Source organism: Nostocoides sp. HKS02 (assembly GCF_009707485.1).
GTDB lineage: Bacteria > Actinomycetota > Actinomycetes > Actinomycetales > Dermatophilaceae > Pedococcus.
The window spans coordinates 3,413,154-3,436,323 of record NZ_CP046121.1 but is presented as its reverse complement, the minus strand read 5'-3'; the positions used below and the strand labels follow the sequence as shown (position 1 = coordinate 3,436,323).

The 23,170-nt window shown below is 68.8% G+C and carries 32 protein-coding genes; 15 read left to right on the top strand and 17 right to left on the bottom strand.

Going from position 1 to position 23,170, the window contains the following annotated elements:
- Positions 1–17: 17 nt before the first annotated feature.
- Positions 18–1,016, bottom strand: coding sequence for a molybdopterin-dependent oxidoreductase (locus GKE56_RS16575; RefSeq protein WP_154685486.1), 999 nt, complete (start codon positions 1,014–1,016; stop codon positions 18–20).
- Between the two features lie 57 nt (positions 1,017–1,073).
- Between GKE56_RS16575 and GKE56_RS16570 the strand changes: the two genes are divergently transcribed.
- From GKE56_RS16570 to GKE56_RS16555, 4 genes are all read left to right on the top strand, one after another.
- Positions 1,074–2,828 (top strand): MFS transporter, encoded by a 1,755-nt coding sequence (locus GKE56_RS16570; RefSeq protein ID WP_154685485.1) that lies wholly within the window; start codon positions 1,074–1,076, stop codon positions 2,826–2,828.
- Positions 2,825–3,283 (top strand): MarR family winged helix-turn-helix transcriptional regulator, encoded by a 459-nt coding sequence (locus GKE56_RS16565; protein ID WP_154685484.1) that lies wholly within the window; start codon positions 2,825–2,827, stop codon positions 3,281–3,283. The genes GKE56_RS16570 and GKE56_RS16565 overlap by 4 nt, the downstream gene beginning before the upstream one ends.
- A 125-nt stretch (positions 3,284–3,408) precedes the next feature.
- Positions 3,409–3,738: a VOC family protein gene (locus GKE56_RS16560; RefSeq protein ID WP_154685483.1), complete on the top strand. Its 330-nt coding sequence runs from the start codon at positions 3,409–3,411 to the stop codon at positions 3,736–3,738.
- Between the two features lie 98 nt (positions 3,739–3,836).
- Positions 3,837–5,222 carry a pyridine nucleotide-disulfide oxidoreductase gene (locus GKE56_RS16555; protein ID WP_230209051.1) on the top strand — a complete coding sequence of 462 codons (1,386 nt, stop codon included), beginning with the start codon at positions 3,837–3,839 and terminating at the stop codon, positions 5,220–5,222.
- 15 nt (positions 5,223–5,237) lie between these two features.
- Here the strand turns inward: GKE56_RS16555 and GKE56_RS16550 are convergent, their stop codons facing one another.
- Positions 5,238–5,873 carry a dihydrofolate reductase family protein gene (locus GKE56_RS16550; RefSeq protein WP_154685481.1) on the bottom strand — a complete coding sequence of 212 codons (636 nt, stop codon included), beginning with the start codon at positions 5,871–5,873 and terminating at the stop codon, positions 5,238–5,240.
- 36 nt (positions 5,874–5,909) lie between these two features.
- Positions 5,910–6,425: a nitroreductase family protein gene (locus tag GKE56_RS16545; protein WP_154685480.1), complete on the bottom strand. Its 516-nt coding sequence runs from the start codon at positions 6,423–6,425 to the stop codon at positions 5,910–5,912.
- 179 nt (positions 6,426–6,604) lie between these two features.
- Between GKE56_RS16545 and GKE56_RS16540 the strand changes: the two genes are divergently transcribed.
- Together GKE56_RS16540 and GKE56_RS16535 are read left to right on the top strand one after the other, a co-directional pair.
- Positions 6,605–7,093, top strand: a complete 489-nt coding sequence (locus GKE56_RS16540; protein ID WP_154685479.1) for a hypothetical protein — start codon at positions 6,605–6,607, stop codon at positions 7,091–7,093.
- Positions 7,094–7,246: 153 nt separating this feature from the next.
- The gene (locus GKE56_RS16535) at positions 7,247–7,450 is read left to right on the top strand and encodes a hypothetical protein (RefSeq protein WP_154685478.1); all 204 of its coding nucleotides are present in this window, start codon (positions 7,247–7,249) and stop codon (positions 7,448–7,450) included.
- Between the two features lie 48 nt (positions 7,451–7,498).
- Here the strand turns inward: GKE56_RS16535 and GKE56_RS16530 are convergent, their stop codons facing one another.
- The 3 genes from GKE56_RS16530 to GKE56_RS16520 all read right to left on the bottom strand — a co-directional run bounded on the left by GKE56_RS16530 (position 7,499) and on the right by GKE56_RS16520 (position 9,373).
- The gene (locus GKE56_RS16530) at positions 7,499–8,131 is read right to left on the bottom strand and encodes a phosphatase PAP2 family protein (protein WP_230209353.1); all 633 of its coding nucleotides are present in this window, start codon (positions 8,129–8,131) and stop codon (positions 7,499–7,501) included.
- A gap of 180 nt (positions 8,132–8,311) precedes the next feature.
- Positions 8,312–8,740: a cyclic nucleotide-binding domain-containing protein gene (locus GKE56_RS16525; protein ID WP_154685476.1), complete on the bottom strand. Its 429-nt coding sequence runs from the start codon at positions 8,738–8,740 to the stop codon at positions 8,312–8,314.
- 177 nt (positions 8,741–8,917) lie between these two features.
- Complete coding sequence (locus tag GKE56_RS16520) at positions 8,918–9,373, bottom strand: ester cyclase (RefSeq protein WP_154685475.1); 456 nt, start codon at positions 9,371–9,373, stop codon at positions 8,918–8,920.
- Between the two features lie 225 nt (positions 9,374–9,598).
- On the opposite strand from GKE56_RS16520, the gene GKE56_RS16515 reads away from it, so the two are divergent.
- Together GKE56_RS16515 and GKE56_RS16510 are read left to right on the top strand one after the other, a co-directional pair.
- Positions 9,599–9,742: a hypothetical protein gene (locus GKE56_RS16515; RefSeq protein ID WP_154685474.1), complete on the top strand. Its 144-nt coding sequence runs from the start codon at positions 9,599–9,601 to the stop codon at positions 9,740–9,742.
- A gap of 60 nt (positions 9,743–9,802) precedes the next feature.
- A complete protein-coding gene (locus GKE56_RS16510; RefSeq protein WP_154685473.1) occupies positions 9,803–10,846 on the top strand; it encodes an NADPH:quinone reductase in 1,044 nt (347 codons plus the stop codon).
- Positions 10,847–10,891: 45 nt separating this feature from the next.
- Here the strand turns inward: GKE56_RS16510 and GKE56_RS16505 are convergent, their stop codons facing one another.
- From GKE56_RS16505 to GKE56_RS16485, 5 genes are all read right to left on the bottom strand, one after another.
- Entirely contained in the window at positions 10,892–11,761 is an 870-nt protein-coding gene (locus GKE56_RS16505; RefSeq protein WP_154685472.1) for a hypothetical protein, read from the bottom strand.
- Entirely contained in the window at positions 11,758–12,321 is a 564-nt protein-coding gene (locus GKE56_RS16500) for a dihydrofolate reductase family protein (protein ID WP_154685471.1), read from the bottom strand. Before GKE56_RS16500 ends, GKE56_RS16505 begins: the two co-directional genes overlap by 4 nt.
- A 74-nt stretch (positions 12,322–12,395) precedes the next feature.
- Positions 12,396–12,650 (bottom strand): helix-turn-helix transcriptional regulator, encoded by a 255-nt coding sequence (locus GKE56_RS16495; protein ID WP_154685470.1) that lies wholly within the window; start codon positions 12,648–12,650, stop codon positions 12,396–12,398.
- Positions 12,650–13,135, bottom strand: a complete 486-nt coding sequence (locus GKE56_RS16490; RefSeq protein ID WP_154685469.1) for a DUF2975 domain-containing protein — start codon at positions 13,133–13,135, stop codon at positions 12,650–12,652. The genes GKE56_RS16495 and GKE56_RS16490 overlap by 1 nt, the downstream gene beginning before the upstream one ends.
- A gap of 77 nt (positions 13,136–13,212) precedes the next feature.
- Positions 13,213–13,752: a TetR/AcrR family transcriptional regulator gene (locus GKE56_RS16485; protein ID WP_230209050.1), complete on the bottom strand. Its 540-nt coding sequence runs from the start codon at positions 13,750–13,752 to the stop codon at positions 13,213–13,215.
- 177 nt (positions 13,753–13,929) lie between these two features.
- Between GKE56_RS16485 and GKE56_RS16480 the strand changes: the two genes are divergently transcribed.
- Positions 13,930–14,445: a cupin domain-containing protein gene (locus GKE56_RS16480; RefSeq protein ID WP_154685467.1), complete on the top strand. Its 516-nt coding sequence runs from the start codon at positions 13,930–13,932 to the stop codon at positions 14,443–14,445.
- A gap of 34 nt (positions 14,446–14,479) precedes the next feature.
- Here GKE56_RS16480 and GKE56_RS16475 read toward each other — a convergent pair whose 3' ends face one another.
- The 3 genes from GKE56_RS16475 to GKE56_RS16465 all read right to left on the bottom strand — a co-directional run bounded on the left by GKE56_RS16475 (position 14,480) and on the right by GKE56_RS16465 (position 16,318).
- Complete coding sequence (locus GKE56_RS16475) at positions 14,480–15,343, bottom strand: alpha/beta fold hydrolase (protein WP_154685466.1); 864 nt, start codon at positions 15,341–15,343, stop codon at positions 14,480–14,482.
- A 126-nt stretch (positions 15,344–15,469) separates the two neighbouring features.
- The gene (locus GKE56_RS16470; protein WP_154685465.1) at positions 15,470–15,898 is read right to left on the bottom strand and encodes a VOC family protein; all 429 of its coding nucleotides are present in this window, start codon (positions 15,896–15,898) and stop codon (positions 15,470–15,472) included.
- 57 nt (positions 15,899–15,955) lie between these two features.
- Entirely contained in the window at positions 15,956–16,318 is a 363-nt protein-coding gene (locus GKE56_RS16465; protein ID WP_154685464.1) for a response regulator transcription factor, read from the bottom strand.
- A gap of 161 nt (positions 16,319–16,479) precedes the next feature.
- Here GKE56_RS16465 and GKE56_RS16460 point away from each other — a divergent pair, with 161 nt between their 5' ends.
- Entirely contained in the window at positions 16,480–16,947 is a 468-nt protein-coding gene (locus tag GKE56_RS16460; protein ID WP_154685463.1) for a hypothetical protein, read from the top strand.
- A gap of 25 nt (positions 16,948–16,972) precedes the next feature.
- Here GKE56_RS16460 and GKE56_RS16455 read toward each other — a convergent pair whose 3' ends face one another.
- Positions 16,973–17,596, bottom strand: coding sequence for a class I SAM-dependent methyltransferase (locus tag GKE56_RS16455; RefSeq protein WP_154685462.1), 624 nt, complete (start codon positions 17,594–17,596; stop codon positions 16,973–16,975).
- A 105-nt stretch (positions 17,597–17,701) separates the two neighbouring features.
- Between GKE56_RS16455 and GKE56_RS16450 the strand changes: the two genes are divergently transcribed.
- The 5 genes from GKE56_RS16450 (at position 17,702) to GKE56_RS16430 (ending at position 21,404) form a co-directional block, all read left to right on the top strand.
- Positions 17,702–18,196: a sugar O-acetyltransferase gene (locus GKE56_RS16450; protein ID WP_230209049.1), complete on the top strand. Its 495-nt coding sequence runs from the start codon at positions 17,702–17,704 to the stop codon at positions 18,194–18,196.
- 470 nt (positions 18,197–18,666) lie between these two features.
- The gene (locus GKE56_RS17955; RefSeq protein ID WP_304650404.1) at positions 18,667–19,443 is read left to right on the top strand and encodes a hypothetical protein; all 777 of its coding nucleotides are present in this window, start codon (positions 18,667–18,669) and stop codon (positions 19,441–19,443) included.
- A 121-nt stretch (positions 19,444–19,564) separates the two neighbouring features.
- Positions 19,565–20,206, top strand: a complete 642-nt coding sequence (locus GKE56_RS16440) for a hemerythrin domain-containing protein (protein ID WP_154685460.1) — start codon at positions 19,565–19,567, stop codon at positions 20,204–20,206.
- A gap of 58 nt (positions 20,207–20,264) precedes the next feature.
- Positions 20,265–20,984, top strand: a complete 720-nt coding sequence (locus GKE56_RS16435) for a hypothetical protein (RefSeq protein WP_154685459.1) — start codon at positions 20,265–20,267, stop codon at positions 20,982–20,984.
- Between the two features lie 75 nt (positions 20,985–21,059).
- Entirely contained in the window at positions 21,060–21,404 is a 345-nt protein-coding gene (locus GKE56_RS16430) for a hypothetical protein (RefSeq protein WP_154685458.1), read from the top strand.
- A 126-nt stretch (positions 21,405–21,530) separates the two neighbouring features.
- On the opposite strand, the gene GKE56_RS16425 is transcribed toward GKE56_RS16430, so the two are convergent.
- Positions 21,531–22,154, bottom strand: a complete 624-nt coding sequence (locus tag GKE56_RS16425; protein ID WP_154685457.1) for an antibiotic biosynthesis monooxygenase — start codon at positions 22,152–22,154, stop codon at positions 21,531–21,533.
- Positions 22,155–22,504: 350 nt separating this feature from the next.
- The gene (locus tag GKE56_RS16420; RefSeq protein ID WP_154685456.1) at positions 22,505–23,116 is read right to left on the bottom strand and encodes an NADPH-dependent F420 reductase; all 612 of its coding nucleotides are present in this window, start codon (positions 23,114–23,116) and stop codon (positions 22,505–22,507) included.
- Positions 23,117–23,170: the final 54 nt, after the last annotated feature.

Genomic DNA, 23,170 nt, shown 5'->3' with positions numbered 1-23,170 from the left:
CCCTCCCTCTCACGACCTCACTGCAACGGTAAGGGCGGCTCGACCCACCACGGGCCGTCGTCGTGGCTGATCCGGACCACCCACTTGACCCAGTGGTACCCGCGTCGGTCGGGAACCACCAGACGGGCCGGCGACCCGTGCGCTGGGGAGAGGCTGCGGCCGTCGATCGCCGTGGCCAGCAGCAGCTGGTCGGTGAGCGGCAGCCGTCGGGAGTAGCCCGTCGCGCTGGTCACCTCGACCGATCCGGTGGTGCCCGCCGGCAGCAGCCTGCTGAGGCGCACGCCCGACCACTCGTGCTCGGTCCACCAGCCGCCGGTGCAGTCCAGGACGGCCACCTGCCGGTCGCTCCACCGGGCGAGCTCGGCCAGTGTCCAGTCGCGGGACGTGCCGCCGGTCGTCACCGTCAGCCGCCAGGCCGCCGGGTCAAGATCGGGCACCTGGTCGAACAGCCACGACGTGGCGGGGATCGCGCCGACCGAGGACGACGCGAGCCGGAACGACCCGGTCGGCCGGCGTATGCCGCGCTGCGCCGTGAGTGCGCCGCTGGCCTGCACGCCCGCCTCGAGCACGCCCGCGACCGAGGTGAGCACGCCCAGGCGGAGGAACGCGCGGCGCGAAAGGCCGGCCCGGCGTGCACGGACCGGCCGCTGACGGGCGTGCACGAACGTCAGGACCGCGGCGAGGACGCCGACGCCCACGTGGAGCTGCATCGTCGTCAGGGGTGCGTCGGCGAACAGGGCGCCGTCGACGTGGGCGACCCCCGTGGCCAGGGCGATCGCCACGCTGGCTCCGAGGGCTAGCGCGGTGACCCGGCCGGGCCTGCGTGGCCGCCGCAGTCCTCGGCGCACGACCACCGACTTCCACGGCACGAGGGCGACCACCAGCAGGGCGACGACTCCGTGCACGATGGCGACCGGCCAGACCGCTCCGCTGCCCAGCAGGAACATCGTGAAGCCGGACGCCGCGGCCAGCGGCACCACGACCAGCAAGGCGAGGTTGGCCAGTCGACCGGTCACCCCACCATCGTCCACCCGTCAGCCAGCACCAGAGAGTTAGTTAGTATGCTTGAACTAATGAACTCGCACCTGACTCCCCCCGCCCTCGGGCCCCGCTACAAGTGGGTCGCCCTGTCCACCACGACGCTCGGCGTCCTGATTGCGACGATCAACTCCTCCATCCTGCTGATCGCGCTGCCGGACATCTTCCGTGGCCTGCAGATCAATCCGCTGGCTCCCGGCAACTCCAGCTACCTGCTCTGGCTGATCATGGGCTACCTCGTGGTGACCGCCGTGCTGGTCGTCACCTTCGGACGGCTCGGCGACATGTACGGCCGCGTCAAGATGTTCAACACCGGCTTCGCGATCTTCACGTTCTTCTCGGTGGCCCTGTCGGTGACCTGGTTGACCGGTACGCCCGGCGTGATGTGGCTGATCATCATGCGGATCCTGCAGGGCGTCGGTGGAGCACTCCTGATGGCCAACTCCTCGGCGATCATCACGGACGCGTTCCCGGCGGACCAGCGTGGGCTCGCGCTCGGCCTGAACATGGTCTCGGGCATCGCCGGCTCGTTCCTCGGCCTCGTGATCGGCGGCGTCCTCGCGCCGGTGCACTGGCGCTACGTGTTCCTGGTCTCCGTGCCGTTCAGCATCTTCGGGACCCTGTGGGGCTACCTCAAGCTGCGCGACCTCAGCCCACGGCGGCACCACGTCATGGACTGGTGGGGCAACATCACCTTCGCGCTCGGCCTGATCGGCGTGCTCGTCGCGATCACGTACGGCATCCAGCCCTACGGCGACCACCTGATGGGCTGGACGAACCCGTGGGTGCTGGCCTCGATGATCGGCGGCCTCGGCATACTCGCGGCCTTCTGCGTGATCGAGACGCGAGTCGCGCACCCGATGTTCCACCTCGACCTGTTCCGCATCCGGGCGTTCACGTTCGGCAACATCGCCAGCCTGCTGTCGGGCCTGGGTCGCGGCGGGCTGATGTTCATCCTGATCATCTGGCTGCAGGGCATCTGGCTGCCCCGACACGGCTACTCGTTCGAGTCGACGCCCTTGTGGGCTGGCGTCTTCATGCTGCCGATGACCGTCGGCTTCCTCGTGGCCGGGCCGCTGTCGGGCTGGCTCTCCGACCGCCACGGCGCCCGTCCGTTCGCCACCGGCGGGATGCTGATCGCGGCCGTGAGCTTCTTCTGGTTCGCCGCCCTGCCGGTGAACTTCAGCTACTGGACGTTCGCCGCCGCGCTCTTCCTCAACGGCTTCGGCATGGGCCTGTTCGCCTCGCCCAACCGCGCCGCGGTGATGAACGCGCTCCCGGCCAACCGACGCGGCGTCGGCGGTGGCATGAGCACGACGTTCCAGAACTCCTCGATGGTGCTCTCGATCGGCATCTTCTTCTCGCTGATGATCGTCGGTCTGGCGGGCTCGCTCCCCCAGACGATGCAGGCCGGCCTCACGGCGCACGGCATACCCGCGGTGCAGGCACACGGTGTCGCGTCCCTGCCACCGGTCGCCGTGCTGTTCGCGTCGCTGCTGGGCTACAACCCCGTGCAGTCGCTGCTCGGCAGCCACACGCTCGCCCAGCTGCGCCCCGCGGACGCCCAGTACCTCACCGGCCACGCCTTCTTCCCGTCGCTGATCTCCGAGCCGTTCCACAACGGGCTCATCGTCGCCTTCGGGTTCGCCATCGCGGCCTGCCTGATCGCCGCTGTGGCTTCGTGGTTCATGGGCGAGAAGTTCGTGCACGCCGACGACCAGCACGAGGGGCTCGTCGACGTCGCGCAGCCGGAGGTCCGCGCCGCGCAACCCGAAGAAGTGCGGTCGTGACCACGCGCCGCACGGTGGCAGCTGACATCGGGCGGCTCGCGGGCGAGGTGCGCACGGAGGTGGGTCGTCTGGCCTACCACCTGCGCACACCCGCGACCCGCTCCGGGATCACGCCGACCAGGCTGGCTGCACTCTCCGCGCTGACCCGCTACCCCGATGGCGTCCGGCAGGGTGACCTGGCCGAGCTGATGAACATCTCGGCGCCGAGCATGACCCGGCTGGTGGAGATCATGGAGGAGGCCGGCTGGGTGGAGCGGCGGCGCGACCCGGCCGACCAGCGCTGCCTTCTGCTCGTGCTGACCCCGGTCGGTCACACCACGATCGACACCCTGCGTGACGAGGCCGCCACGCAGCTGAGCACCGAGCTGGCCGACCTCACCGAGGACGAGCGCATCGCACTGGCCGCAGCGGTCCCGGTCCTGCGCAAGCTCGCCGACCGGCACCTCGACGGCTGAGTGCATGGTCAGGAATCGAGAAGCGCCGGTCCGCCACCGGCTCGTAGCCTGTTCCTCGTTGATGACTCCTCATTGATGACGTGGCGGTCAGTGAAACTGACCGTCCTGACCCGGAGGTTTCGAAGATGAGTCCCACGATCCGCAGCCTGGTGATCCCGGTGTCCGACCTGGACGCCACCAAGGCCGTGTACACCGCGTTGCTCGGCGCACCGCACACCGACCAGCCGTACTACGTCGGGTACAACGTCGACGGATTCGAGGTCGCCCTCAACCCGGCCGGCGCAGGCGGAGGACCGGTGGCCTTCGCCGATGTCGAGGACCTCGACGCCACCCGCGAGACCCTGCTGGCGGCCGGAGCCACCGAGCGTGAGGCGCCGCGTCAGGTCGCACCCGGTTCGCGGGTGTGCGTGCTCGCCGACGCTGACGGCAACCCGATCGGCCTGCGCGGCGCGTAGTTCGGCGGGGTCGGCTGGCGCCGAAGTGGCGCACCCGTGCGCGCCTACGTCGTCGAACCGAGGACGCACCACCGCGCGGGTGGCAGCGTGGAGTCGTGATGCACACGATCGACGCTGACTACCTCGTGGTGGGTGCCGGCGCCATGGGCATGGCCTTCACCGACGCGCTGGTCGACCACGCCGACGTCCGCGTGGCCCTGGTCGACCGTCGGTACGGCGTCAGCGGGCACTGGCTCGAGGCATACCCGTTCGTGCGGCTGCACCAGGCGTCTGCCTTCTACGGCGTCGCGTCGACCCTCCTCGGCGGCGGCCAGCTGCAGCAACGCGGGCCGGAGAAGGGTCTGCAGGAGCGGGCCACCCAGCCGGAGATCTGCGCCTACTACGCCCAGATGCTCGACCGCATGCGCGAGGCGGGCCGCGTCGAGTTCTTCGGCAACAGCGAGTATGCCGGCGACCGCCGCTTCTTCTCGCGCATCTCGGGCGAGTGGTTCGAGGTGCCCGAGCGGTGCCGGGTTGTCGACGCCCGGTACCTGGCCCCGAGCATTCCCGCGGAGAAACCAGCTCCGTTCGAGGCTGCCGACGACGTCCGGGTGATACCGGTCAACGACCTGGTCCGGCTGGAGGAGGCGCCGAGCCAGTACGTCATCGTCGGGTCGGGCAAGACCGCGACCGACGCCTGCATCTGGCTGCTCGCGCTCGGGGTGGATCCGGGGGCGATCTGCTGGGTGCGGCCCCGCGACCCGTGGATGATGAACCGGGCGGTGGTCCAGCCGGACCCCGCGATCTTCCTGGGCATGGCGGCCGACACGATGCAGGCAGCGCACGACGCGAACTCGGTCGAAGAGCTGTTCCTGCGACTCGAGGATGCCGGCATCATGCTGCGCATCGACCGGACCGTCATGCCGACCATGGCCAAGACGCCGACGCTGGCGACGTGGGAGCTGGAGCGGTTGCGCACCGTGGAGAACGTCGTTCGACGGGGACACCTCGAGACCGTCGATCGGGGCAAGCTCACCTTCGCCGATGGCTCGGTGGCGATCGCGCAGGATGCCGTCGTCGTGCACTGCGCGGCTGATGGTCTGAAGTACCCGCCGCTGGTCCCCGTCTGGCGTCCCGAGGCGATCACCCTGCAAGCGATCAGGGCCGGCTTCCCCTGCTTCGGTGCGGCCCTGATCGGCTACGTCGAGGCAACCCGTCGCGAGGACGAGGAGAAGAACCGGCTGTGCACGCCATCGCAGTTCGGCAACTCGATGGCGCAGTGGGCGCGGATGAACGTCCAGGGCACGCGGGCCACGGCGTCCTTCTCGTCCGAGCCTGACATCAAGGAGTGGTCCAACCAGGTGGCGATCAACCCGGCGCGGATCCCGCCCGGACATCCCGAATCGGCGCGACTGGACGATGCTCGCGAGCGCCTGGCGACGTACACGCGCCCCGGTCTCGCTCGACTTGCCGAGCTGATGGAGCCGGATCTCCGCCGCCCATGACGTCCTCGCGGCGGCTCATGCCGTTCCGGCGCGCGTGAAGGTCAGGTGGGTGACGCCGCTCGGGGACGAGAGCGCCTCGACGTCGTAGCCGTCCTCGATGGCCTCCAGGCCGTCCCAGACTCGGACGCCACGACCGAGGACGATCGGGACCTGGACGAGATGCATGTGGTCGACGAGCCCGGCAGCAAGGAAGTCGCGCACCACGGTCGCGCCGCCGCCGATCCGGACGTCCTGGCCACCGGCTGCTTCGCGAGCCATCGCGAGCGCCTCGGCCGGGGTGGCCTGGATGAAGTGGAACGTGGTGCCCCCCTCCATCTCCAACGAGGGCCGCGGATGATGGGTGAGGACGAACGTCGGGGTGTGGAACGGCGGGTTCGGGCCCCACCAGCCTGCCCAGGCCGGGTCGTGCCGCCAGCCGGGCGGCCCGAACTTGTTGGCGCCCATGATCTCCGCGCCGATGCCCTGGCTGTGCCGCTCGGCGAAGGCGTTGTCGACCCCATCGCTCCCGGCCGCGTCCCAGAACTGGGTAGCGAACATCCACTGGTGCAGTCGCTGCCCCGCATGACCGAACGGTGCCTCGAGGGTCTGCGGTTCGCCCGTGGCGAAGCCGTCGAGGGAGATGGAGAAGTTGTGGATCCGTGCGAGTGACATCGAGCTCTCCTGGTCGTCGATTGCGCGCAAGCCTGACTACCACACTCCGCGGTGCACGACCTCGTCGAACGGGCGCCGGTTCAGCTGCTTGATGACGGCCAGCGGCTTGTCCGCCGGGTAACCGACGGAGAGCAGGTAGGCGAGGAATCGCCCCTCGGGGAAGCCGAGGACGGCTTGCGCCTGGGCCTGGTCGGTGGCCGCAGCATGGCCCGTGCCGACGCCCAGGTCGGCCGCGGCGATGGTCATCGCGTAGGTGGCCTGGCCCAGGTCGTACTGGAGCAGGGCCGACTGCCGATCGTCCTCTGGCTCCGGCGCGACGATCGCGATCGCGGCTGCCGCTGCGGCGACGTGCCGGGCGCCCTGCCAGACCTTCGCCAGCTCCACCAGCTGCGCACGGTCGGTGACCAGCACGAAGTCCCACGGCTGCCAGTTGCCCGCCGACGGGGCCCGCCGCCCAGCTTCGAGGATCCGGTCGAGCACCTCGTCTGGGACAGGCTGCTCAGTGAACTGCCGAACGTTTCGTCGCGCGCGCATGGCATCCCAGGTCTCCACAGGCTCATCCTGCGCCTCGTATGCCGTTCGTGGCCACCATCGGGCGCCTTGCGCTCACGCCACTCCTGCCTTCACAGCATGCGCGTAGGCCCACGACAGCGGCGACGAAGCATCGAGCCCGAAAGTCGAGGCATACCAAGCACGAACGCCTGGTTCCTTCGACCCTCAGGAGAGATGACATGCAGCGCAACTCACGACTCGCAAAGACCGGCTACGCGGCCGCAGGCCTGATCGCCGGCGCAGTACTGGCCACCACGCTCGGCGCTCAGGCCGCCACGGTGTCGCCCAGCGCGGCCACCACGCCCTCGACCACGGCGACTGCCGACGCCCACCCCGGCGACAACGGCGCCGACGGTGTCCCCGAGGCCAACGAGGTGCACGGTCCGCGTGGCGGGGCCCTGAACCTCAGCGGGACGGTGACCGCGGTGGGCGCCTCGAGCGTCACGATCAAGACCTCGACCGCCACGACCGTGTACTCGGTGACCAGCGCCAGCGACATCGACAAGAACGGCGAGGCGACCCTGTCCGCCCTCGTGGTCGGCGACAAGGTCACGTTCAGCGTCGCCAGCACCAACGCCAAGCAGATCGACAAGCTGCACACCGGTGACGAGACCAAGAACATGCCCACCGGAGCAGCGTCCTCGGGCACATCCTCGAACGCCGGCTGACACCGACCACCCGGAGGAGGGGCCCGCACCGCGGTGGGGGCCCTTCCTCACGGCGGGTGATCCACACCGGGCGTTGGGGTCCAAACCCGGGCTACCCTGCATAGAACAGGACAGGCCGTGCTTCGAGAAGCGGCCGCGGCAGGGAGGCCAGCGATGGTGGCACGGCTCATCGGGATTCTCGTCATCCTCTGGCTCGTGGTCGGAGTGGTCGCGACCTACCAACGCGGCTACTTCGCGACCGACCCGTCGAACTGCGCCAAGGCCGGCACCATCGTCGCGACCGTGGTCGCCGGGCCGCTGAACTACCTCGGCGTCAACCCGAAGATCTCCTGCGTCATCCCCCAGCCGTCCACCTAGGCAGTGCACCTGGGCAGTGCACCGGGGCAGTGCACCTGGGCAGTCCATCTACGCCCTGGTCCGGCCCGCCAGCCATGACCTCACGATCGGTCGGTCCAGGAGGAGGGCAAGCCCGCAGACGGTGCCCAGACCGACCGCGGCACCCGCCACCGTGTCAGTGAGGTAGTGCCAGCGCAGGCCAATGACAGCGCCCGAGACGGTGCATCCCAGCAGGCACATCGCTGCCGGGAGCGCTATCCGCAGCCCCTTCGCTTCCCGCGGCTGCTCCGAAGCGAGGAGCAGCACCGCCGTTGCCGAGGCGACCGCGAACATGGCGGTGGCGTGGCCGCTCGGGTAGGCGAGGCTTCCCAGCGAGGTGCGGTCGAACAGGGGCTTGAGCAGACCCTCGGCCAGGCCGACCGACACCGGTACGGCCAGGGCAAGCAGGGCGCCGTTGAGTCGCCCGGCCAGCAGGGAGGCGACCGCGAGGGCGGCGGTCAGCACGGTGGCAGGAACCAGGGAGCCGGGAGAGGCAAGTCGTGCGGCCAGACCCGGATGGCCGGCGAACCAGGCAATGACGGGCGCGTCGAGGGTGCGGTCCACGCTGTCCGCGTGGGTCTGGTGGGCGAACAGCACGCCGAGCAGCACCACCAGGAAAGCCGAGCAGGCCAGCAGCACACCCGCCAACCGCCGGACGGGCACGGCCAGCAAGGGCCGCCCCTCCCGAACCCGCAAACCCCCCATGCCGCTCCTCCCACTCTCCCCCCGGGGTCCGCCGGGAGGCCGCGTCGAGCCGCATACCAGGGCCCCGTGGCCAGCCAGCCTAGGCACGAGCAACGTACGCGTGCCTGCCGATCGGTGGATGCAGGGTCCCGCTCGTCCCTAGCTCCCGGCCATGGATGCCTCGGCCTGGCGCAGCCGACGGCACAAGACGAGCAGCAGGCCCCGGGCGATCTCGGGGTGGTCGTCGAGCAACAGCACGAACGGCTCGCGCGGGATCGCGAACGTGCGCAAGGGGCCCTGTGCGATGACGGTGGCGGAGCGGGGCTCTCCGTCGATGAGGCTGATCTCACCGAAGGAGTCCCCGGGTCCGATGATGCGGCGCTCCACTCCGGCACTGGTCACGACGCCGTGACCATCGAGGACCACGTGAAAGGCCATGGCAAGGTCGCTGCCCTCACCGATGACTCTGTGGCCGTCCTCGTGCAGCACCTCACGGCCGGACCCGATCAGTCGACGGATGGCCTTGTCGGACATGTCGTGGAACAGGTCGATGCGTGAGAGATGCTCCTCCAACTGGGTGGCTTTCATGTTTCCTCCCTTTCGCTGGGTGGGACTGCCAGGGGCCTTCGACCGAGTGTCCGGGCGGTGACGGCGCGCGTCTGTGCCGGCGGTGACACAAGGCGGATCGACCTCGTCTCGACAGCAGCGGAGACCGCGGCAGTGGGGGGACCACGGAGCGGGGCAGGTGCCGGTGTTGGTCAGGTACTACTGTTCCCCAGCCTGAAGCTGGGTGGTGGCCGCCTGCCCGGTGAGCCCGAGCTGGGCGGTGAGTGAACCGCTGTCCAGGTATGCGTGCTGGGAGCGGACCTTGCCGTCCCGGAACTCGTACACGTCGCAGAGCTGCAGCGTGACGGACTTGCCTGTCGCAGGGAACACTCCCATGGGTGTGACCAGGTCGCCTGTGTGCGTACCGCGGCCGGTGAACTCGACCGCCACGGTTTCGCCTGAGGGGATGACCCGATCGATCGTGATGGAGCCGTCGGGGAACGCATCGGCCCACATCGTTCCGTACTTCCGGGCGCCTTCAGGTCCCCGGAGGGTTTCGCCACTGCCGACCAGGACGATCTCGGTGTCCGGGCCGGCGAGGCTCGCCAGCGTGTCGAAGTCACGCCGGTTCCACGCCTCGTAAAGGCTGGTTGCAAGGTTTGCACTGTCTGCCATCAGAGCCTCCGCTCTTGGCACCTGCTGCTCCGCGAGAGCCAGCCTAGGACCCGAAAGCGAGCGCCCACAACGCTCTTCGAGACCGGTTTTGGGGGCACACTGGAAATGTTCCGTTTGCCCTGAAGGACGTGTTTCATGTTTATGTCGAGGTTCATGCCGTGCACGGAGTGTGGCGACTCAGTCGAGCGCTCTACCGAGTTGGGCCACCGCTGCGATCCGGACCGCTTGGTTGACTACCGCATGTTCGAGCTGCGCCACCGCGTCGCGGACTTCGAGCCCCAGCTCCACAGGTTCCTCGCCTCGTCGCGCGGACGGTTCGAGTCGTGGCTGGCTGCCCGTGACGTGGCAGCCAGTGGGCCCGACAGCTGAGCTCATCTGCGGACACGCGCACCGCAGGGAACCCTGCCCGTCCAGGAAGGCTCATCGGTCATGAAGGCGATCGTCTACACCTCCGCCGGCGGGCCTGAGGTCCTGCACCTGGTCGACAGGCCGATCCCCGAGCCCGGACCAGGCGAGGTCCGCGTGCGGATTCACGTCTCAGGCGTCAACCCCACCGACTGGAAGCGCCGCGCAGGCGGGCTTCCGCCCGGGATCGCCGCGCAGGTGCCGAACCAGGATGGTGCCGGAATCATCGACGCAGTCGGTCCAGGGGTGCCCGCGTCGAGGCTCGGCGAGCGGGTCTGGATCTGGGAGGCCGCTTGGCAGCGCCCGGACGGCACCGCCCAGGAACAGGTCGTGCTGCCCGAGCGACACGCCGTGCCACTGCCGGACCATGCCCCATTCGCACTCGGCGCAGCCCTTGGGATCCCAGCCCTCACCGCGCACCGCACCCTCACCGTGGCCGAAGGAGGTCCAGAGCGGCTGGCTCGGGGCGCTCTGTCCGGAAAGACAGTGCTCGTCGCGGGCGGCGCGGGAGCTGTGGGCAACGCCGCCATCCAGCTCGCCCGATGGGCGGGGGCGCACGTGATCACGACCGTCAGCGGGCCGGCCAAGGCCGCGCTGGCCCTGGCGGCGGGCGCGGACCAGGTCGTCAACTACCGCAGCGGGAACGCCGTCGAACAGGTCCGCGCGATCGCTCCCGAAGGAGTCGACCTCTTCGTCGAGGTGGCTCCAGACGCGAACGCCACTCTGGATCACACGGTCGCCGCACCGAACGCGACGATTGCCTTCTATGCCGACGACGGCTCCGACGACGTCCGCCTCGCCATCCGGCAGGCCATGACCAAGAACCTGCGCTGGCAGGGCGTCCTCGTCTACACGGTGTCGGAGCAGGCCAAGGCACACGCCATCGCTGGCGTCCGCGCGGCCGTCGAGGACGGTGCGCTGAAGGTCGGTGAGAGTGCGGGCCTGCCACTGCACTGGTTCGCGTTCGAGGACACCGCCGAGGCGCACGCGGCAGTCGAGACCGGCGTCGTCGGCAAGGTCCTCATCGAGGTCGCGCCCAACGCCCGTGGTGGCCACCACCGCTCCTGACACCTCGTCTCGACGGAAAGGCCTGGCCCCCGCGCGGATACGCCGTCAGAGGGGAATCTGCGGGTGCAGGTCGTTCATCGGTGGGACGAGCAGGTCGCCACCCTCGCTGCGATGCATCGCATCGGCCAGCAGCTCGTCGACCCGCTGCACATTGAACCGACCGAGCCCGTGCGCGTAGCCGAGCAGCAGGAGGTCGAGCGACTTGATGTAGCCGGCACCCTTGACGACGACCGCGGCACTGACCGCCGCCCGCATCACGTGGAGTTCCGCCAAGGTGGACCGGTCCGAGGTGAACCACGACCCACCTTGCAGGATCCGCGCGCCGGCCTCCTCCGCCAGCCGGCATCCCCGGACCAGTTCGGCCTCGTCGAGTCCGCCCGTCAGGAAGACGACCTTGAGCGCCGCGTCGTGGTCGGCCGCGAGCCCTGCGAGCGAGCGGACCTCCCGGGCCAGCACCGCGTCACCGTGCTCACGCCACCACCGGTTCGCGACGATCACGGCGATCTCGGTCGCGCCAGCATCCAAGGACTGCTTGGCCTTTGACATCGTGAGCGAGAGGTCACCGGTTGCATCGGACCCAGGAACGACCGTGCCGACGCCGACGCCCGACCCGGCGAGCTGATCCGCGGCGGCCTTCACCCTGTGGCCAAGGCAGTACACGGTCGCCAGATGTGCGCGGGCGGCGGTGCCGCACGCGTCGGCAACGTCCTGCGCTGACCCGCTCGGATCCAAGACCAGGAGGTCCACCATCCCCGCGACCTCACGAACGCTCAACCTGGCCTTGCCGTAGTGGTCACCCTGCACGACCGTCCCCCCTTCCATCACGCGCCGGAGTACCGCGCCGACCACAAGCCCGGCGTACCCACGAGTAAAGCGCGACCGAGGTGGACGCGAAAGCCCGAGCGCGACGCTCACGGCATACGGTAGGTCAGCAGCACCGCGCCGCTGGGGGTCGGCCGTGCGCTGATGAGGTCAAGGCGGCGGATGTCGTCGGTGCTGCTGAACAGCCTCCGTCCCGTGAATCCGACCGTCGGGCCCACCACGAGCTGCAGCTCGTCCACAAGTCCCGCCGCGAGCAGCGATTGCGCCAGCTGGATGCTGCCGTGGACACCGATGTCACCCCCGGGCGTGGCCTTCAGGTCGCGCACCCAGTCCTCCACTGGCGCATGGACTGCCTCTGCGTTGCGCCACGTGCTCGACAACGGCGAGGACGTCACCACGTACTTCTTGACGCCGTTGATGAAGCTGGCAAACGGCTCGTAGTCCGCGGTCGGCCAGAACCGCGACCACTGGTCGTACATGGAGCGGCCGAGCAGCACCGTGTCCTGCGCGGCGATGATCCTCTGTTCGTTGTCCAGCATCGCGGAGTCGAACTCGGGGACCTCGGCCCGCTCCTGGCTCTGGGCGAAGAACCGATCGGGATCGTCGACCGCCCCGTCGAGGGACTGCAGGGTGTAGAGCACGACCTTGCGCATGCGGCCTCCGGGATACCTGGTGTCTGGTCGGTAGAGAGACCCTGCGCGAGCGCGAAACTCATCGCCCGACAGGGTCAGGACGATGCTGCGGGTGATCGGCGATCCAGCTCATGGGCCTGCGCGTCCTCGGCCTCCCAGCGCAGCAGGTCGCCCGGCTGGCACCTGAGCACCTCGCACAAGGCAGCAAGCGTCGCAAAGCGCACCGCCTTGGCACGCCCATTCTTGAGGACGGCCAGGTTGGCGGGCGTGATGCCCACGCGGTCCGCGAGCTCGCCCACGGACATCTTCCGCCTGGCCAGCATCACGTCGATGTCGACGGCGATCGGCATCAGATCACCTCGTCCAGCTCGGCCTGCAGCTGCGTCGCCTCGACGTCGCGCGCCACGGCCTGGGCGAGCAACATCCGCAGCACCAGCACGATGAGGGCAACCCCCAGGATGGCCACCCCGATTCCGCCCATGATGATGGTGACGCCTGGGTCGGCCCGCTGACCCGGGGCGTTGAGGATGGTGACCGCGAACCACACGCCCGAAGCCGCCACGATCGCGCCGATCACGCCGTCCACGTACCGAAAAGCGGCGTGCGAGAAGACGGTTCCGCGTCGCACCATCGTCACCAGCCGCCACACGCACACCACGGCGACCTGGACCGCCGCCATGCCCAGGATCGTGACGGCGCGCAGCGGAGTCAGCGGGAGCGCCCCGTCCCCCGGGCGGGTGACCAACGCCCACACCATCAAGGCCTGGACCAGCACGGTCCCGACGAGTACGCCGAGGAGCACCGCCCGCAGCGCGCCCACTGTCAGCTTCCCCATCGCATCCCCCTTCCATCGAATGACGATGTGAATCTATCGATTCTCGATAGATTCAGCAAGCATCGGCGCCGCCAGACTCATCGCCGTGGAGACCTCCGTTCCGCTGGGGCGACGGCGTGGGCGAGCGCGGTCATCGCAGACACCGCGGAGGGGTTCGTGAGCCCGTTGTCGATACAGAGCGATCGCCAGGTCCAGAACGACACGGCGTGCCCCAGGACGGCGACCAGCCGCTTGGGTCGTGAGGGGCCAAACGGCTCGAGAAGTACGTCACGCAGAGCAACGTCCCGCCGTGAGAGCTCGGCCTGGATCGTCGCGGGCAGGCAGTCCCAGTCCCCGTAGATCCGTCGAAGCATGGGCTCACCAGCCCGGTAGAAGCGGTACAGGTCGGTCAACCCGACCCGCAACCGCTCCTCGGGGTCGGCGACGCCGGCCCACGCTGCCGGATCGGGAAGACGCTGCTGAGCAGTCCAGTGGGCCGAGCAGGCCGCGAACAGGGACTCGTCGTCCGGAAAGTGCCGATAGACCGTCAGCCGCGTGACACCGGCGCGCTCCGCGATCCCCGAGATCGTCGTGTGCGCCGGCCCGACGCTCTCGTGGAGCAGCGAGGTGGCTTCCACGATCCGAAGGCGCGTCTCCGCCATGCTCTCCGCGCGCTGCCGCATCCGGTACGCGCGACTTTTGGATGAACGGGATTGTTCAGTCAAAGCGTTGACACCGCCTGGGGTCGGGAGGACATTGGATGAACACCAGTGTATTTCCATATCCGTCGCTTCACCGTGAGGAAGAGGTGTTTCGTGCCAGATTTCGAGGCTCCGCCGCTGACCGTGCTCCAGCCCGGCGAGGGGCGCGAAGGGTCCCTCGGCTCGATCGGGGTGGTGTTCAAGCTGTTCGGGGAACAGACCAACGGTTTGGTCTCCGTCGTCGAGCACCCGTTTCCGGTGGGCGCTCTCGTCCCGCCCCATCTGCACACGCTGGAGGACGAGTACTCCATCGTCACCGAGGGTGCGATCGGTTTCCGATCCGGTGACCGTGAGGTCGTCCTCGAGGCGGGCGGTTACATCACCAAACCGCGCGGCGAGCTGCACACGATGTGGAACGCGGGCACCACCCCGGCGAGGATGGTCGAGATCATCAGTCCCGCAGGCTTCGAGCACTTCTTCTGGGGGCTGGCAGACCAGCTCACGGACGGGCCACCCGATCCCGACGAGCTCGCGCAGCTCGCCGAGAAGCACGGCCTGGTCTTCCAGGACGCGCCCTGGGTGCCCGACCTGGTCGAACGGTACGGCCTGACGCCTCTACCGCCTCGATAGGCGAGCGCGGCGGTGAGCTGGCCGCGCGGGGACCTCAGCCGAGGACCTCACGGAGCGTGCGCGCGAACTCCTCGGGCTTGCCGGCATACCCCGAGTCGCCGCCGACGAACCCGCCGTGGTGGCTCGGGAACACCGTCGGCTCCTGCCCGAGAAGCCCGGCGACGGCCAGGGAGGTCCGCCCGGTGAAGATGTCCAGCGACTCTTCGCCGACGGCGACCACGATGCGGGTGGGCGACGCGGCCAGGGCCTCGAGTTCGAGTCGGTAGCCGCTCACCGCCGAGGAGCGGTCAGACAGGAGCGGGTCGTCGCGGGATCCGTCGTCGTCGCCGGGCATCCCGAACGCGGCGGGGTCGGCGGGCGGCAGGTCGAAGTAGGCCGGTGTGAACTCTCCACGCCAGGAGATCATCGTGATGAATGCCGCCATGCCGGCGTTCCGCCCGCCCGCCTGGTAGGCGTCCTGGACCTCCGCGAGGGCGCGCTCTATGGCTTCGGCATCGGGGAGCACGTGGATCAGCGGCGGTTCGTGGGCCACCAGCGTGGTGACGTCGTCGGGGTATGCCGCGACGAGCGCGAGTGCGGTCACGGCGCCACCGCTGCTGGCGAACATCTCGACCGGGCCGGCGGCGAGCGACTGGATCAGCGCGTGGACGTCTTCGGCCTGGCCGGTGGGGGCGTGGTCGACGCGACCGTCGTGGCGGGTGCTGCGACCCAGCCCACGGGGGTCGTAGGTAACGACCGTTCGGTCAGGGAAGTAGGAGGCCAAGGCCATGAAGCCGCTGGCGTCCATCGGCTGGCCGATCATGAACAGCGGCGGGCGCCCGTCAGGGGACGGCAGCTCGCCATGGACGTCGTAGACGATGTCGGCGTCGGCGAGCCGGAGGGTGTTCGTTGTCGTCACGACGTAGCTCGGCGAGCAGCTGGCATGAACGCATCTTGGCAGCCCAGTGCCGAGAACAACAGGTTCGGGAACCCACCTGCATTCCCCAGCCAGCGCCGCGGCGTGCGACGTCAGCCCTTCCTGGTGCTAGGCGTTGCTGTCCCAGGCCACCTCGAAGAGGTGTCCGTCGGGATCGGTGAAGTAACCGGAGTAGACGCCGAAGGGCCGAAGGTGGGCGGGAGCGGTGAGGGTCCCGCCCGCGCGGCTCGCTTGCTCGAGCATCGCGTCGACATCTTCTCGAGAGGTGGCCGGTATGCCGAGACTGAACTGCGCCGAACTGGGGTGGCCAAGGGGCAGGCTGGCGTCCTTGGCGAGGTTCGTTCGCTCGTAGAGGCCGAGCTTCAGGCCATCCTCGAGGGTGACGAAGGCGATGGTCCCGTCCGCGCCGGTGACCTCGTCATGGAACTCGCTGCCCACCACTCCCTCAGTCGGCCAGCCCAGCCCGTCGCGGTAGAAGCTGACGGCGCGGTCGAGGTCATCGACAGCCAGGGTGATGAAGAAGATCTGTGCTCGCACGGGGGACTCCTGTCACGACAGGTCGAATGGCGGACGCTGTGCACCTGGCGCTCACAGCTACCTGGCCGTCAGCGACCTGACCCGGCTGACCAGCTCGCTGCCCCGGAACGGCTTGACCATGTAGTCATCGGCTCCCGCGGTAAAGGCCTGGTCGATGTCGGCCTCCTGGGCCTTGGACGTCAGCATCAGGACGGCGATGTTCTTCGCCCGAGGGTCCGCACGCATGGCCCGGCATACCTCGACCCCGGTCATCGCCGGCATCATCCAGTCCAGGACCACGAGGTCGGGTTGCTGCGTCAGCGCGGCAGCCAGGCCGGCCTCACCGTCGCCCTCGACCACGACGTCGTACCCGGCGCGCCCGAGCAGGTGGATAGCAAGATCCTGGATGTCCACGTCGTCCTCTACAACAAGAACCTTCATCGATGATCCCTCTCAGACGCCGTTGCGCCAGCCTACGCGTGGAGGACCCGGCTCGCGGCAGACGGGGCACGCCAAGCCAGCCAGACGCGGCACGCGAAGCCAGTCACGCGAGGCAGTTGCTCATTCGACCGTCGTCGTGCAGTCTCACCAGCGTGGACCGCGTGGAATTCTTACGACTCAGGACCGCGGTGACGACCAGCCTGCCGCCAGCCTCCGGTGCGCTGATCGACGCTGCCGCGTCCAGGCTCCGTCAACGGCTGGCGTCCAGTGTCATGTTCACTGGGGTCGAGGTGGAGGTCACCGACGACCCCGAGCGTCTGCTGGTCGCCCTGGTCCACTACCGCCCTGGCACGTCGGAGCGTCAGGTGTCGAGCTTCCTTGAGGCGGTGTGGATCTCGGAGCTGCGCCTCCCGGGCCTGGACGCGTTCCACTTCCTCGCCGAATCAGGTCACGTCGAGCTCGAGTCCGTCACCGGAGACCAAGAGTCTGGCTACTTCCTCAGTCTCCAGCTCATCGCCCTCGAGGGCACCGCCGAAGCTTTCGAGGGCACCGCATCGGACGTCGAGACCCCGCCTCGCGACAAGGCAGATGCGCCGCCCACCAAGAAGCGGTGGTTCCGCGCGGGCTGACCGAGGTGCCGTCACTCGGCTCGGCTCAGGCGCCCTTGGTCGCCGTGCACAGGAACACGCCGAACTCGCGGTCGCCCTTGCGGATGGTCGTGGCCTCAACGAACCTGACCGCGCCGAATCCGGCCTGGGCCAACTGCTCGGCGAGACGGTGCCTGTCGAACCCGTCGTGTCCGTCGAAGTCCGCCTTGTCGGCGTGGAAGGCACCGTCGCGATCCTCGTCGAGGTCGGCGATGGCCAGTCGACCGCCCTCGACCAGGAGTCCCGCCAGGGACCGCAGTAGTGCGTCGAGGTCGTGGACGTGGTGCAACGCCATGGAGCTCCACACCACGTCGTAGGTGCCCTCCAGCGGGTCTGCCGTGAGGTCGACCTGGACGGCGCGCAGTCGGTCACTGAGCCCGGCCGCCTGGATCCGCTCCCGGGCTACCTGCACCATCCCCGCGGACGGGTCTGTCACGACAACGGAACCGACCCGTCTGGAGAGCAGGATGCTCAGCCGACCCGTGCCACCACCCACGTCGAGTGCACTCATCCGAGGGGTCAGCGTCACGGCCTCCTCGATGGCCCGGGCCACCGCGACCTGCCGCTCCTCATGGCCCGGGTCGTCGTCCCACGTCGCGGCCGCGTCATCGAACCCCTGGTGTTCGTGCATGTGTTCGACCCTAGCCGTGCCAGCATCGACCTCGTGCGCAACGAGCAACGACTACAGACCCGAACGGCTGAGTCACGAGCCTTCGCCGAGCGTGTGCAGCTCGTGATGAGCCTGACCTCTCGCCTCAACCTGCTGGCGTTCGACGACCTCGACGAGCGCAGGACGTTGCTCGCCGAGATCTTCGGTGGCCCCGTGCCCGAGTCACTGTCGATCCTCCCGCCGTTCTACTGCGACTACGGCCTCGGCGCTTCGTTCGGAGAGCGCGTGTTCATCAACCAGGGATGCTTCTTCCTCGACCTGGGCGGCATCTCCATCGGTGATCGGGTGCTCATCGGTCCCCGGGTGACGCTGAGCACCGCTGGCCATCCCGTCGAGCTCGATGAGCGGTACGACTTCATCACGCACGCCCCGATCGCCATCGAGGAGGACGTCTGGATCGGCGCCGGGGCCACCGTCACGCCCGGAGTCACCATCGGTCGTGGTTCGGTCGTCGGGGCGGGTGCCGTCGTCGCAACGGACGTGCCACCCATGAGCGTCGTGACAGGTACGAGCATCATCGAGCGGAGGCGCCTGAGACCGGCGCCTGCCGCGACTTCCTGACGACTCGGTGAGGCGCAAAGTCCTGTCCCACTGCGCCGATGGCCGGCACGGTCGGCGCCTACAGTTGGTCCGTGAGGGGATCGGTGAGATCCTGGCGGCGGTCCTCTTCACCGGCATCGCGTCATGGGCCACAGCTCGTCGCATCCGTGACCGGCAGCTGGGCGAGACGGTCAAGCCGTAGTTCGCCAAGCCCTGGTTCGCACGCCAAGAGCACTGAGTTGCCCCCCCGGGTGGTTGACCCGCGTCCTGCGGTGGTACGTCGACGCCCGCACCGGAGCGCGGTATCCGGCAAAACGGGCCGATCACGGGCATACCGAGATGAAAAGTCATGAACAGGGCCGTTGTTCATCAAACTCAGGCTTTTGACCGATAGCGCATCGTGCGGCTCTGAGTAGCGTCCAACGCGGGCGACGCAACGCATCCGGCAAAGGGCCGGATCCTACGCACCCTTCTGACCGGAAGGATCCACGATGTCTCGACCCAACTGGCGAGTTTCCTTGGCGGTGATCGGTTCCGCTGCCCTGCTCCTGACGGGCATGCAAGCCGTCGCCGCGAAGACTCCACCGGCTCAACACGTGCCCGCCTCGGGCGTCATCAATGCCTGCTACCAGAAGAACCAGGGGATGCTGCGGCTGCTCGTCGGGAGCAAGACGTGCCGACCCTCTGAGGTCCCGATCTCCTGGAACATGCAGGGCATCCAAGGACCCGCCGGGCCTGTCGGCGCAACCGGACCCGCGGGACCCGTTGGTCCCATGGGTGCCACGGGACCCGCGGGACCTGCCGGGCCGCAGGGCGTGCCCGGAATCACCGGGCTGGCCGGGCTGACGTGTCCGACCGGGCAGTCCGTGACGGGCTTCACGATGGCCGGCGCATTGGTCTGCAGTGGGACGACCCCACCGCCCACCTGCTCCTCCACGACGCTGACGAACTCGATCACCGGGGTCAAGGACACTGACTTCGCGCAGCACTGGCCGGGTGGGATCGTCACCTTGGGCACGGCGACCTGCAACGTGACCCTCCAGCGTCCCTCGGGCAGCATCCTGCTGATCGGCACCCTCGGTGACGCGTGGCAGATCACCGGGAAGACGGGCTTCGGTGCGGCGACCCTGACCGTCAACCAGCCGAGCTGCAACTCGCCCGCGGCGATCCCGAACGTCACGGCAAACCGGCCCTCGTGCTCGTCCGCCTACGTGGGGATCCTCGGTGGCAGCCTCTCGACGGCCTCGGTCTCCATCGCGGCCAGCTGACCGCTCGCACGCCGCTCGCCCACCCGTATGCCGCGCGGCATACGGGTGGGTGAGCGGCACCGCCGGCTGGTAGCGCAAATGTCGGATCCGACGACAGAGGTGGTCCACTAGCGTCGGCCGGATGAGCAGCCCCATGACGATGAACCGGGTGATCCATGCGGCGGTCCGCCGTGATCTCACCCGCCTCGAGTCCGCGCTCGACGCTTCGCCCGATGGCGACCCGGCTCGCGCGCGCCAGCTGGAGGCGGCATACGCGAACCTGTACCGCGAGCTCAAGCACCACCATGTGGGCGAGGACAGCCACGTCTTCCCGTTCCTGGCCAGCGTCGAGGGGGCGAGTGCGCTCGTGCAGGTCATGGAGGCCGAGCACGAGGCCATGGCGGACGCGCTTGCCGAGGCAGGAGCAGCCATGACCGCCTACGCCGCGACCGGTTCGGCCATGGATGCGCACGCCGCTCGGGACACGATGCGGCGAGCGCACGAGGTCGTGGAGCGGCACCTGAACCATGAGGAGAGGGAGCTCGAGCCGCTGCTGCTGCCGCATCTCGAGACGCCCGAGTGGAAGGCCGTCGAGAAGCGCCTGCGGCCGGAGTCCCTCGCCGCCTCGGGGCGCTGGATGGCATGGGTGCAGGACGGGATGCCCGACGAGGAGCGCGCGTACTACCGCTCGACGATCCCGGCGCCGGTCACCTTTCTCCTGAGCAGGGTCGCGGGGAGGTCGTACTACCGGCAGGTCGCTCCGGCCTGGCAGGGCACGGCCTAACCCGGTCGCTGCACGGTGGCCACGAGTTCGATGCCGACCACGACCGCGGAGGTGCGCCATGCCTCTTGAGATGCAGCCAGTCGAGAACATCGTCGCGTGGTTGGCATTCAGGGCAGAGCCATACCCGACCATGTACCTCAACCCCGAAAGGATACGGCTGAGGTTCCGAGGCATGATCGGGTCCGTCCTCGAGTTCGTCCGCCGAGCCGAGACCTCCGGCAAGGCGTCCGCCGGGTTCCAGGCGGTGGTGGTCAGCGCAGGCATCGAAGGCAGCGGCGTGGACGCAGCTGAAGTTCGATACGACATGGCCGATCCCCAGGCGCAAGCGCTCGTCCTGAGGGCCTCCCTGCAGGGGCTGGGAGTCCTGGACGACGACCCCAGGGCTGCCACCGTCGCAGACTTCGCGGTAGCTCGCGGTCCAGGTGGAATCATCCCTGGTTTCGAGGTGAGCGACCTCGACAGCCGAGGGTGGGCCGACAGCACCATCGACCGCAACGTCCGCGAGGAGATTGTGAAGGCGCGAGAGGAACAGGTCCGCTGGGCGACTGCATCAGACCCCGCGCCGTCCTATTGGGTCTGTTACACGCACACCCCGAAAGGCCTGGTGATCAGCCTGCTCGGTGAGGGATCCATCATCGGAACCGAGGTTCGGCAGTACTCGCGTACGCCCATGTCCTACTGCGTCTTTGGCCACAAGGTGCAGAACTTCGAGTCCTGGACTCTCATGGCGCCGCTGCACGTCTGGGGCGAGCCGGAGGGCAAGCCGAAATGGGGATGATGGTCGTTGGCCCCGCCCGACTCCTCGTCCATGGCAGCCGAGACTGATGTCGGTGGCGAGTGTCAAGATGGGCACGTGGCGTCGGACACTCGCATGGTGGCCTTGGGGTTCGGCAAGTTCGCACGTGCCGACCGCATCTTCGCGCTCGAGCGAATCACCGGAGAGGAGCGCGGCGACGGCCGACGCACCCGGGTCTGGATCGATGGAGTCGCCGATCCCTTGATTGCATCAAGGACCGAGGCCACGATCCTTCGTGACATGGGGCAGGAGGCCGCCCTTGCCGCGCCTGAGTTGGACGAGGCGCTGGACCTGGCCGCTCGCCTGGCAGCCGCAGCTGACGCCGGCCGGGTGGACCTCAATGACCTGGGTCGACGCGCGCGACGGCTCTTGGCATCCACGACGACCACTGCGCCTTCTTAGGCGCGTGGGCTCGGAACCTCCGGTCATCCCGGAGCGCCCGATCGCGATGACCGCGATCGGGTGCTCGGGGTCTTCTGTCGCGTTGCCGTCCCCCACGACTGGTCACCCCCTCAGGACGGCGGGAGCTCAGACGAGCTCGGGCACATGCAGGTGCGCCATGGCCACGTCCATCTCGGCGACGTCGTCGACTGCTGCGTTCAGCCGTTCGCTGGCCCGTTGGCGCAGGTCCTTGGCGGCCTCACGGGTGGCCTCGAGGTGGGCCCGCGTCTCGAAGGTCACCGTGCCGACGATGCGACCGGACTCCCGGCTGATCATCAGGTTCGCGCTGCAGAAGCCGTCCCACTCCTGCAGCGTGGGGAGGATGAGCGTCCGGTAGACATCGGCAGCCCGGTCGGCCAGCCCCTGGTCCCCGCTGAGCCAGGTGACGCGAGCACATGCCCCCTCGGGACTGGCGTGGTCGCGGTGCATCACGGCGACCTCCCAGGTCGCAACCTCGCTGGAAGTCGCTCCGAAGCTCTGCTCCGCGCCGGTTCGCAGGGGCTTCACCTGTTCGGCGCTGGCCAGCATGGCGGCCTCCGACTCCCACGAGGTCGTGGCGATGCAGCGACCCGACTCGCGGTCGACGAGCAGGGACATCCCGGCACAGCCGTCCATGGCCGTGACGGCGGGGAAGACCTGGTCCCGGACGCGGGCGATCCCGTCCTCGACCTTGGAGCGGTCCGCCTGGATCGTGGTGGTGCGTGCGTGCACGACGTGCTCCCTTGATCGGGGCAGCGCCCCGACGGCGCTGCCGTCACCGCATAACCTTTCCTCTTTGACTTCGCGGCGGCAAGAGACAATCAGGGCATCCTCAGAGCGATTTCCGGCGGCCCGGCGATGGGCGGATGCGAAGGCGGAGCCCAGCAGATCCAGGAGCTGCGGGAACGCCTGCAGGGAGCGCAGGTCGGCCTCTATGCCGGGCACCTCTGCGCCCCGTCGCGCAACCTCGGTCCGCATGGGACCGGACCCGTCCACTGGCCCCCGGGCCCCCGACCCGGGAATGCCCAATGAACGCGCTACCGGCCCCTCGCTCGTGCTCGGCAAGCGGACCCAAAAGGACCTCAGTGGACCTCGGCGCCCAGGGCGAGGTCGAAGCCGGCACCATTACTGGCCAGCCCCACCAGCAGGAGGCTGGCCGACTCGAGGATCGAGGCTGCCTGCAGCCCTCCTGCGTCGAGGGTCCGCAGCTCCAAGCTCTCCAGGAACGCCGCGACCGTTGACTTCGCCTCAGCGCTGTCGCCCGCGATGAACGCGTCGAGCGGCGTGCCCTTGGCAAGGACCTGGCCGAAGATCGTGTTCAGCGCCTTCACGACGCGGGCGCTCTCAGGAGCGGCAGCCGCGATCTCCTGAGCAGCCGAGCTAGTGGTCACCAGCCCGCTGGCATCGGCGTTGAACGGGTTGGAGATGTCCACGAGGATCTTGCCGGCCAGTGCATCGCCGTACTTCTCGACTGCATCAACCGCGCCGCTGTACAGGACGGCCACGATGACGATGTCACCTGCCGGTGGTGCGCCGAACGTGCCCACGGTGGCCCCGTGGCCGATCTGGTCGGCGAGCGCCTGAGCCTTGGCGGTGTTGCGGCTCAAGAGCTCGACCGTGTGGCCGTGCTTTGCTGCCCGGGTGCCGATCGCGGCGGCCATGTTGCCCGAGCCAATGATGCTGATGGTGGTCATGATGACGGTTCCTCCGTGCGTTGTGGGCGGATGCCAGGAGAGGCACCTCGGCTT